The organism is Corallococcus sp. CA053C (genome assembly GCF_003611675.1).
Taxonomy (GTDB): Bacteria; Myxococcota; Myxococcia; order Myxococcales; family Myxococcaceae; genus Corallococcus.
On the sequence record NZ_RAWA01000336.1, the window covers coordinates 1 to 11,147 of the forward strand.

At 72.3% G+C, this 11,147-nt stretch carries 3 protein-coding genes; all 3 read right to left on the reverse strand.

Translation table 11 applies throughout. The features are described 5' to 3' along the window. The coding region (locus tag D7V97_RS32325; protein ID WP_120614476.1) for a non-ribosomal peptide synthetase at positions 1-5,668 on the reverse strand (5,668 nt) is incomplete at its 3' end. A 50-nt stretch (positions 5,669-5,718) separates the two neighbouring features. Then, complete coding sequence (locus D7V97_RS32330) at positions 5,719-10,263, reverse strand: type I polyketide synthase (RefSeq protein ID WP_120614477.1); 4,545 nt, start codon at positions 10,261-10,263, stop codon at positions 5,719-5,721. After that, positions 10,263-11,147: non-ribosomal peptide synthetase (locus D7V97_RS32335; RefSeq protein WP_199729010.1), on the reverse strand; the 885-nt coding region annotated here is incomplete at its 5' end. The genes D7V97_RS32330 and D7V97_RS32335, both read right to left, overlap by 1 nt.

Here is an 11,147-nt window from a genome sequence, read left to right on the forward strand (position 1 = left end):
GTCCGATGGTGGGGTGGGCCGGGTCGACGACGGCGCCGATGGAGGCGCAGACGGTGACTTCGGTGGGGCCGTAGGCGTTGAGGAAGCGGCGGCCGGGTGCCCAGCGTGCGGCGATGGCGGGAGGGCAGGCCTCACCGGCGGAGATGACGGTGCGCAGGCCTTCGAGTCCGTCCGGCTCCAGTTGGGCGAGGACGGACGGGGTGAGGGTGACGGCGGTGATGGCGCGCGAGCGGAGCAGCGAATGGAGGGGCTCGCCGGGCATGAGCTGTTCGCGGGGTGCGAGGTGGAGGCAGGCACCGGCGAGGAGGGTGGCGAAGACTTCGCAGACGGAGGCGTCGAAGCCGAGCGAGGCGAACTGAAGGACGCGGGAGTGCGAATCGAAGCCGTGCTCGCGGACGGCGGCGAGGGCGGTGTTGCACAGGCCGCGGTGGGTGAGGAGGGTGCCCTTGGGACGGCCGGTGGAGCCGGAGGTGTAGATGACGTAGGCGAGCGAGTCGGGCACGCCACGAGGGGGCAGCGGCAGGGTGGACCGGGTGGCCACCTGCGGCCAGTCCGTGTCCAGGCACACGACGACTCCGTCGCGCATGGACACGACGTCTCTCAACGGCGCCTGCGTGAGGAGCACCTGCACGGCCGAATCAGCGAGCATGAAGGCGAGGCGCTCGGCGGGGTAGGACGGATCCAGGGGCACCCAGGCGCCACCGGCCTTGAGGACGGCGAGGATGCCGATGGGCAGGTCGAAGGAGCGCTCGACGCAGAGGCCGACGCGGGTCTCGGGGCCGACGCCGAGCGAGCGCAGGTGGTGCGCGAGCTGGTTGGCGCGGGCGTCGAGCTCGCGGAAGGAGAGGGTGGTGTCGCCGGTGGAGACGGCGGGCGCGTCCGGGGTGCGGGCCACCTGGGCTTCGAAGAGCTGGTGGGCGAGGACGTCGCGGGGGAAGTCCACGTCGTGGGCGTTCCACTCCACCAGCACGCGCTGCCGCTCCGCGTCCGTGAGCAGGGACAGCGAGGCGATGGGCTGATCCGGTCCGGCGATGGCGCCCTCGAGCAGCAGGGACAGGTGTTCCGCCATGCGCGCCACCGTGGCCTCGTCGTAGAGGTCGGTGTTGTATTCGAACGAGGCGCGAAGGCCCTCGTCGGTGTCGGTGAGGGAGAGGGTCAGGTCGAACTTGGCGCCCTGTCCATCCACGGGCAGCGGGCGCAGGGTGAGGCCCGGCAGGGCCTGCTGGACCTGGAGCTCCTGCTGATAGGCCACCATCACCTGGAAGAGGGGTGAACGGCTCAGGTCGCGCTGCGGCTGGAGCGCTTCCACGAGCTTCTCGAAGGGCACGTCCTGATGGGCGAGCGCGCCGAGCGTGGACTCGCGCGCCTGGGCGAGCAGCTCCCGGAAGGTGGTGCGGGGGCCGAAGCGGGAGCGCAGCACCAGCGTGTTGACGAAGAAGCCGATGAGGCCCTCCATCGCGGTATGCGTGCGACCGGAGACGGGAGAGCCGACGGTGAAGTCGTCCTGGCCCGAGTAGCGATGCAGCAGGGCCTGCGTGGCCGCGAGCAACGTCACGAACGGGGTGACGCCTTCGGCGCGGTGGAACGCGCGCAGGGAGTCGGAGAGCGGACGCGGCAGCACCCGGGTGAGGAGCGCTCCGCGGAACGTCTGGAGCGCCGGGCGCGGTCTGTCCGTGGGAAGCGCCAAGGCGTGCGGCGCGCCGTCGAGCTGCTGACGCCACCAGCCCAGCTGCGCATCGAGGACCTCGCCCTGGAGCCAGGAGCGCTGCCACAAGGCGTAGTCCGCGTACTGCACTGACAGCGGCGCCAGCGGCGACGGCTGTCCCTGGCGGAAGGCGTCGTAGAGGGCGGCCAGCTCGCGCAGCAGCACCTCCGAGGAGCCTCCGTCCGAGACGATGTGGTGCATCACCACCACGAGCAGGTGGTGGTCCGTGTCGATTCGCACCAGGGTGGTGCGAAGCAGGGGGCCGTGGGTGAGATCAAACGGACGCCGTGCTTCGTCGTTGGCGATTCGGAGCGCTTCCGACTCACGCATCCCGGCGGGCAGGGCCTGGAGGTCCACGAGCGGGAGCGACGCCGCGAGGTCCGCGTGGACAAGCTGCACAGGGCCCTGGGGCCCGTCCTCGAACGTCGTGCGGAACGATTCGTGGCGGCGGATCACTTCATCGAAGGTGCGCTGAAGTGACGGCACATCCAGGGGGCCGAGGAGTCGGAGCGCGGCGGGGATGTTGTAGAAGGCGCTCTGCGGCTGCCACTGGTCGAGGAACCACAGGCGCTGCTGTGCGAAGGACAGGGGCAGCGCGCCGCCGCGAGGCGCGGGACGCAGGGGCGGCGCGGAGGAGGAGAAGGAAGACGCCTTGAGCGCCTCCACGCGTTCGGCGAGGCGAGCGGCGGTGGTGGCCTCGAAGAGGGCGCGAAGGGGCAGCTCCAGACCGAGCACCTCGCGCACCTGGGCGACGAGGCGGGTGGCGAGCAGCGAGTGGCCACCGAGCGCGAAGAAGTCGTCGTGGACGCCCACGCGCTCCAGGCGCAGCAAGCGCGCGAAGAGGCCGCACAGCACCTCTTCGATGCGAGTGCGCGGAGGAGCGTAGGCGCGAGTCCCTTCCAGGGAGGCCGTGGGCGCGGGCAGGGCCTTGCGGTCCACCTTGCCATTGCTGGAGAGCGGGAGCGCGTCCAGGAGGACGAAGGCGGAGGGCACCATGTACTCGGGCAGGTGCTCGGCGAGGTGCGCGCGCAGGGCGTCCACGTCGAGGGCATGGCCCGGGCGGGCGCAGACGTAGGCCACGAGGCGCGCATCGCCCGGTGCGTCCTCGCGTCCCACCACCACCACGTCGCGCACGGAAGGAAGGCGCGAGAGGAAGGCTTCAATCTCTCCGAGTTCGATGCGGAAGCCGCGCACCTTCACCTGGAAGTCGATGCGGCCCAGGAACTCGAGGGCACCGTCAGGCAGCCAGCGGACGCGGTCGCCGGTGCGGTAGAGGCGGGCGCCGGGGGAGGAGGAGAACGGGTCCGGAACGAAGGAGGCAGCGGTGCGAAGCGGGTCGAAGAGGTAGCCCCGGCCGACGCCCACGCCACCGACGAAGAGCTCCCCGGGGACGCCCAGCGGGCAGGGCCGCGCGTGCGAGTCGAGGACATACAGGCGCGTGTTGCAGAGGGGCGAACCGATGGGGACGGAAGCGGACGTAGGCGCCGAAGTGAGGAGGGCGTGGGTGACGTCGTCAGAGCACTCGGTGGGGCCGTAGGCGTTGAGCAGGGGCACGGCGGGCCAGGCCTGAAGCCAACGCCGCGCGGTTTCCGCCGGGAGGGCCTCACCCGTGGCCAGCATGAAGCGCAGGTGACTGAACGCGGGGCGGGAGGGGCCCAGCGCGTCGGCCTCGTCGAGCAGGGCGAGCAGCAGCGAGGGCACGGTCTCGACGATGGAAACCGCCTCGCGCTCCAAGGACTCAAGGAGGGCCCCGGGCGAATGCGCGACGTCGTCGGGAAGGATGAGCGTCTGGCCACCGACGAGCAGGGCGCAGAAGAACTGCCAGATGGAGATGTCGAAGCACTGCGAGGCCGTCTGGGCGACGACGTCGGAGGGGCCCAGCGCCAGGGCCTGCACCTTGGCATGCAGGTGGTTGAGCATGCCGCGCTGCTCGACCATGGCGCCCTTGGGGGTGCCGGTGGAGCCCGAGGTGAAGATGACGTAGGCGAGGTGCGAGGGCGAGCCGCGAGGCGCGAGGGCGTGCTCGGGGGACGCGGCGCTCAGCGAAGCTTCCAGCGAGAGGACGCGAGGCCTGGACTCAGGGGGCAGCAGCGCGAGGGCAGAGGCGAGCCGGGGCGCGAGCGCGTCCGCGACGAGGACGAAGGGAGCGCGGCTGAGGGCGAGGACCTGGGAGAGGCGCTGGGGCGGGTGGAGGGGATCCAGGGGCAGCCACGCAGCGCCCGCCTTGAGGATGCCCAGGGTGGAGGTGAGGAAGTCGCAGTCGCGAGGCGCGAGGAGGGCAACGATGCCATCGGGCTTCAAGCCCGAGTGGACAAGGAAGTGCGCGAGGCGGTTGGAGCGGGCATCGAGCGCCGCGTAGGTGAGGGACGAGGAGGCGTCGCGCACGGCAAGGGCGTGCGGAGTGCGAGCCGCCTGGGCCTCGAAGAGCTGGTGGAAGCAGACCTCGAGAGGCACGTCGGTGTCGGTGCGGTTGAAGTCCAGGAGCACCTGACGCCGCTCGGCCTCGGGCATGAGCGGCAACTCACCCAGGCGCTGCTCGGGCCTCACGACGACAGCCTCCAGCACGGTGCGCAGGTGCTGGAAGAGGCGGGCGACGGTGCCTTCCTCGAACAGGTCGGTGCTGTACTCCACGTGACCGACGAGCCCCCCGCGCTCCACCTCCACCAGCGACAGGGTGAGGTCGAACATCGACTGGCCCGCGTTGCTCTTGATTCCTTCCAGCGTCAGGGCTCCCAGCCGGGGACGCCCCTGCGGCTTCTGGAGGATGAGCATCACCTGGAAGAGCGGCGTGTAGCTGAGGCTGCGCCGGGGCTGGAGCTCCTCGACGAGCTTCTCGAAGGGCACGTCCTGGTTGTCGAACGCACCCATCGCGGCCTCGCGTACCCGGCCGAGCAGCTCCAGGAACGTGGGGTCGCCGGACAGGTCCGTGCGCAGCACCAGCGTGTTGAGGAAGAAGCCGATAAGCCCCTCCAGCTCCGCCTGTCCGCGTCCGGCGCTGGGCGTGCCCACGCAGAGGTCGTCCTGCCCCGAGTAGCGGTGCAGCACCGTCTGGAAGGCGGCGAGCAACACCATGTAGAGGGTGGCCCCGTTGCGCCGTCCGAGCCCCTTGAGCTCCTCCACCAGCGGCCCCGGAAGCTCCACCAACAGCTCCGCCCCCTGGAACGTCTGCACGGCCGGACGAGGCCTATCCGTGGGCAGCTCCAACACCTGGGACGCGCCGGTCAGCCGCGCCTTCCAGTGGTCGAGCTGCCGGCGCAGGGCCGCGCTCTCACGACCGAGCTGCTGCTCGCGCGCGAAGTCCGCGTACTGCAACGGCAGGGGCGCGAGCACCGGAGCGACGCCGGTGCTGAAGGCTTCGTAGAAGACGCCCACCTCGCGGATCAGCACCTCCATGGACCAGCCGTCGGAGACGATGTGGTGCATCGTCAGCAGCAGGACGTGCTCCTCCGCCGTCAGCCGCAGCAGGTGGATGCGCAGCAGGGGCCCGCACGTCAGGTCGAACGGACGTCGCGCCTCCTCCGCCAACCGCCGCCGCGCCTCCTGCTCGCGCTGATCCGGCGCGAGCCCCATCAGGTCCACCCGCGCCAGGGTCAGCTCCAGCGAGGGCACCGCCACCTGGACGGGCTGACCGTCCTGCTCCAGGAACCGCGTGCGCAGCGACTCATGGCGTTCCACGAGCGCGTTGAAGGCGCGCTCCAGGGCCCGCGCGTCCAGCGGTCCCCGCAGGCGGAAGGCGGCGGGGATGTTGAACAGCGTCGTCCCGGGCTCCATCCGGTCCAGGAACCACAGGCGCTGCTGGGCGAAGGACAACGGCGACGGCTCGGAGGCCGCGCGCGCGGGCCGCCGGGTCGGCGGAGGCTCCTGCGTCACCCCGGGAGCGTTCTGCCGCTCGGCCAGCTTGCGCAGGAACTGCTCGCGCTTTTCAGGGGGGAGGTTGGCGATCCGGTTCCGAATGTCGCTCATGGTGCTCGGTCAAAGAAGAGGGTTGATGCGAAGAGGCGACCGCGGGCGGCCTACTCGAACTCGGTGAGGAGGGACTCCAGCTCCGCGTCTTCCACGCTCTCGGTGCGGCCGTGGACGATGGCCACCGCCATGCCCGCGATGGTGGGTGTCTCGAAGAGGGTGCGCAGGCGCAGCTCCACCTGGAACACCTGCCGCACCCGCGCCATCACCTGCGCTCCCACCAGCGAGTGCCCGCCCAGCTCGAAGAAGTCGTCGTGGATGCCCGGCTGCGCGACGCCGAGCAGCTCCGCCCAGATGGCGGCCGTCTCGCGCTCGACGGAGTCACGGGGCGCGACATACGCCGTGCGCAGCCCGCGCCGGGAGTGGCCCGGATCCGTCCGCGGACCCGAAGCCGCGTCGGCCCGTTCGCGCCGCAGCCACACCGCTTGACGCGCGGCGAGGTCCGCGGTGGACACCGCCCAGCGTCCCTCGGCGCCCGCGCCCAGCAGTCGCCGCAGGGCGTCCGAGCCCTCCGCGAGCGTCATGTCGGAGGCGTTGGGCTCCTCCCCCTCCTGGTACCACCCGTCCCAGTCCACGCTGAGCCACTGCGTCCCGCCCGCGCGGGCGCGCAGGGACGCCAGCGTGTCCATGAAGGCGTTGGCCGCCGCATAGGCGCTGAACCCCGGGCCGCCCAGCACCACGGACAACGAGGACTGCAGCACCATGAAGTCCAGCGTCCTGCCGGCCAGCGCCGCCTCCAGCCAGCGCGTGCCATGCACCTTGGCGGCGAGCTGCTCCTCGCAGCGCTCGCGCTCCAGCTCCACCAGCGGCACGAAGGTCTGCTTCCCGATGCTGCCCGCCGAGTGCACCACCCCGTGCAGGGCCCCGAAGCGCGCCTCCGCGCGGGCCACCACGGACTCCACCTCCGTCCGCCGCGACACGTCCGCCGACAGCACCAGCACCTCCGCCCCCAGCGCCTCCATCGCCCGCAGCCGGTGGATCTTCCGCGACACGTCGTCCTGCTCGCCGTGCGCCACCCGCCACGCCTCCCACTCCTCGCGCGGAGGGAAGGGCGAGCGGCCCACCAGCACCAGCCGCGCCCGCACCGCCGCCGCCAGGTGTTCGGCCACGCCCAGGCCGATCCGTCCCAGGCCTCCGGTGATCAGGTACACGCCCCGCTCCCGCAGCGGGGCCACGTCGGCGCCCGGCGGGGGCAGCCGCGTCGGCTCGTGGTGCTCGACGTAGCGACGCCCTGCGCGCCAGGCCACCACGGGCTCCGCCGACGTCAGGCGCACCTCCGCGGCCAGTCGCGAGAGCAGCCGCGCTTCCTTCGCCGGGTCCCCGGGCAGGCGCACGTCGATGCAGCGCGGGCGCAGTCCGGAGTGCTCCTGGGGCACCACCTTGCACGGGCCCACCACCAGCGCGCGTGCGGGCACCAGCGGCTCGTCGCCGGTCACCTCCAGCGCGCCGCTCACCAGGATGGCGACGTCCACCGGCGCTTCGCCCGCCTGGGGTTGGAGCGCCCGTGTCAGGGCGATGACGCTGTGGAAGCCCCGCTCCAGCTCCAGCGCGAGCGCGGCCTCCTCGTCCCCCGCGAGCCCGGGTCCCAGGCCCCACGCATGCACCACGAACGGGGTGCGGCCCACCGCCTCCAGCAGCGCGCGGTAGTGCGCGGGCTCGCCGGGAACGAGGCCGTAGGTGTGCGCGTCCAGCCGCGAGAACTCCCGGGCCGGCAGCACCCGCACCACCTCCGTGCCCTGGGCCCGCAGGTGCTCCACCAGCTTCGCCCCGAAGCCCGTGGCCTCGACGAAGGCCAGCATGCGCCCGCCCCGGGACGCGGGTTCCGGCGGCGGCGGCGTGGGCTTCCAGGCCGGTTGGTAGAACCACTCGGAGGCATCGTCCCGCTTGCGCGGCGCGGTCCCCGGCGTCCGTGGGGCCGCGGTCAGCGAGGCCTGCCCGTCCGCGGCCTCCACCCAGAAGTGCTCTCGCTGGAAGGGGTAGGTGGGCAGCTCCACCCGACGGTGTTCGCCGGGGCCCTGGAGCTTCGCGCCGTCCAGCTCCACGCCGGCCAGCCACAGCCGTCCCGCCGCCTCCAGCAGCACGGAGGAGTCCTGCCGAGGGTCCTGCGGCCGGCGCATCGACGGCACCACCGTGCGCCCCGCCGCGGCCGAGGCCTGCCGCGCGAGCATCGTCAGGGCCTGCCCCGGGCCCACCTCCAACAACAACTGATCCGGCTCCGCGAGCAGCGTGGCCACGCCCTCGGCGAACCGCACCGGCCGGCGCACGTGCTCCGCCCACGCGCGCGGATCCGTCGCCTCCGCGTTCGTGAGCCAGGTCCCGGTGAGGTTGGAGACGCAGGGGATGGTCGGAGGGGACATGCGCACGCGGCGCAGCCGCTCCTCCAGGGGCCGCAGCATCGGCTCCATCATCGCGGAGTGGCCGGCATGGCCGCTGTGCAACCGTCGGCATTCCACGCCGCGTGCCTCCAGCGCCTCTTGCAAGGCCTGCACTGCGTCCTGGGGACCAGAGGCCACGCACAGCGAGGGCGCGTTGATGGCGGCGACGTCCACCGGCCTGCCCGCGAGCAAGGGTCGCAGCTCGGACTCGGGGAGCTGGACGGAGAGCATGGCCCCTCCGGAGAGCTGCTGCATGAGCCGGCCGCGCAGGGCCACCAGCTCCACGGCGTCCTCCAGCGAGAAGATGCCCGCCACACAGGCCGCCGCGTACATGCCGATGCTGTGACCGAGGAGCGCCTGGGGCTGCACGCCCTGGTGCATCCACCAGCGCGCCAGCGCGTACTCGACGGTGAAGAGGGTCGGGTGGCCGAGCGACACCTGCTCCAGCCTCCGCGAGGCTTCCGCGTGCGCCGACGCGGCGGGGTAGAGGCTCTGGAGCAGGTCCATGCCCAGCAATGGCGCGAACCGCTCGCGGCACGCGTCCACGTGCTCGCGGAAGACGGGCTCGGACGCGTACAGGTCGCGGCCCATGTCCACGTGGTACGAGCCCTGGCCGGGGAAGAGGAACGCCACCGGCCGGCGTCCGTCCTCCGCCACCTCGGTGAGCAGGCGCGGGTCGCGCGCGGCCAGCACCTCGCGGGCCTCGCGGGTGTCCTGACAGACCAGCACCCGCCGGTGCTCGAAGCGCCGCCGTCCTACTTGCAACGTGTGGGCGACGTCCGCCAGCGCCACCTCCGGGTGCTGCTCCAGGTGCGTGGCCAGACGTGCCGTGGCCTCCTCCAGCGCGGGAGCGCTCCGGGCGGAGAGGACCAGCAATTGCCAGGGGCGCGTCGTCGACGTGCGCGACGCCGGGGCGGGCGCCTCCTCCAGCACGACGTGCGCGTTGGTGCCGCCCAGCCCGAAGGAGCTCACGCCCGCGCGTGCCGGTCCGTTACCGGGCCACGGCCTCAGCGTGGTGTTGACGGCGAAGGGCCCCTCCTCGAAGGGGACGCTGGGGTTGGGATGCTGGAAGTGCAGGCTGGGGGGCAGTCGCCGGTGCTTCAGCGCCAGCGCCGTCTTGATCAGGCCCGCCACGCCGGCCGCCGCGTCCATGTGCCCCAGGTTGCCCTTCACCGAGCCCAGGGCGATGGAGCCTCGCGGCTGTCCCTGGAACACCTGGTTGAGCGCGGCGACCTCGATGGGGTCTCCCAGCGGGGTGGCCGTCCCGTGCGCCTCGACGTACTGGATGGAGTCGGGCTCCACGCCCGCCACCGCGAGCGCCTCGGAGATGCACCGGGCCTGACCGTCCACGCTGGGCGCGGTGAAGCCCACCTTGGAGGCGCCGTCGTTGTTGGTGGCCGACCCGCGGATGACCGCGTGGATGGGGTCGCCCTGCTCCAGGGCATCCGACAGGCGCTTGAGCACCACGACCGTGGCGCCCGAGCCCCCCGTCGTTCCTTCGGCCTTCGCGTCGAAGGGCCGGCAGTGTCCGTCCGGTGAGAGGATGCCGCCCTCGCGGTAGAGGTAGCCGGCGCGCTGGGGTAGCACGAGCGAGACGCCGCCCGCGAGCGCCATGTCGGACTCGCCCGACAGCAGGCTCTGGCAGGCCAGGTGCACGGCCACGAGCGACGTGGAGCACGCGGTCTGCACGGTGAGGCTCGGTCCGCGCAGGTCCATCCGGTGGGACACGCGCGTGGCGAGGAAGTCCTTCTCGTTGGCCACCACCAGCGAGAACAGGCCCTGCGACGCGACCAGGTCCGGCCGCGTCAGCAATTGGGTGATGAGGTAGCTGCCGCGCCCCTCGCCCGCGAAGACGGAGATGGCGCCCGGCCAGCGCGTCCCGTCATACCCGGCCCGCTCCAGCGCTTCCCACGCGCACTCCAGGAAGAGGCGGTGCTGGGGATCCAGCAGCTCCGCCTCCCGGGGGCTGTAGCCGAAGAAGGCCGCGTCGAAGCCGGCCACGTTGTCGAGCACGAAGCCCGCGCGCACGTAGCCCGGCTGTTCGCGCACGGAGCGCGGCACTCCGGCCGCATCCAGCTCCGCGTCGGAGAAGGACGTGCGCGGCTCCACGCCTTCGCTCAACAGCTTCCAGAAGGACTCCGGATCACTGGCGCCGGGGACGCGCAGCGCCATGCCGACGATGGCGACGGCCTCGGGCTGGGAGGTGTTGTCCTGGCCCATCACGAGCCCCCCTTCTTGCGGCGGTTCGCCAGGCGCAGCTCGCGCTGTTGATCCATGCGCTCCTTGCGGCCCTCGCCGCGCTCCTGGCTGGACTCCAGCTTCGGGCTGTCGCCGGTCCGCGACAGGTGCTCGGCCAGCCCGGCGATGGTGGGGTACTGAAAGAGCACGGGCAGGGCCACGTTCAGGCCCAGCTCCGTCCGCACCCGCGCCTGGAGGCGGATGATGCTCATCGAGTTGCCGCCCACGTCGAAGAAGCGCTCGTTGCGCCCCACGCGTTGCAGGCCCAGCAGCTCGGTCCAGAGGGTCGCCAGCGTGCGCTCCAACTGGCCCTGCGGCTCCAGGTAGGGCTGACCGCTGCCGACGTGGGTGTCATCGGGCGCGGGCAGGGCCTTCGAGTCCACCTTGCCGTGTGAGGACAGGGGCAGCGCGTCCAGACGGACGAAGGCCGCGGGCACCATGTGCTCCGGCAATCGTTCGCGCAGGAAGGCACGCAGGGCCGCCGTGTCGATCTCGTGTTCGCGGGGGACGACGTAGGCGACGAGGCGCTGGAGGCCGGGAGCGTCCTCGCGCAGCAGCGTGAAGGCGTCGAGGACGGAGGGGTGCTCGCGCAGGAGGGCGGAGACTTCCGCGGGCTCGATGCGGAAGCCGCGCAGCTTCACCTGGGAGTCGAGGCGTCCGAGGAACTCGAGGGAGCCGGAGGGCAGCCAGCGGACGCGGTCACCGGTGCGGTAGAGGCGCTCACCGGGGGAGGAGGCGAAGGGGTGGGGGACGAAGCGCTCGGCGGTGAGGTCGGGACGTCCGAGGTAGCCGCGAGCGACACCGGGGCCGCCGACGAAGAGCTCACCGGGGAGGCCCACGGGGAGGGGCCGCAAGAGGGCGTCGAG

Excerpts from the sequence above, each read along its gene's own strand:
- D7V97_RS32330 (WP_120614477.1), bottom strand. The coding sequence starts at position 10,263 with ATGGGCCAGGACAACACCTCCCAGCCCGAGGCCGTCGCCATCGTCGGC.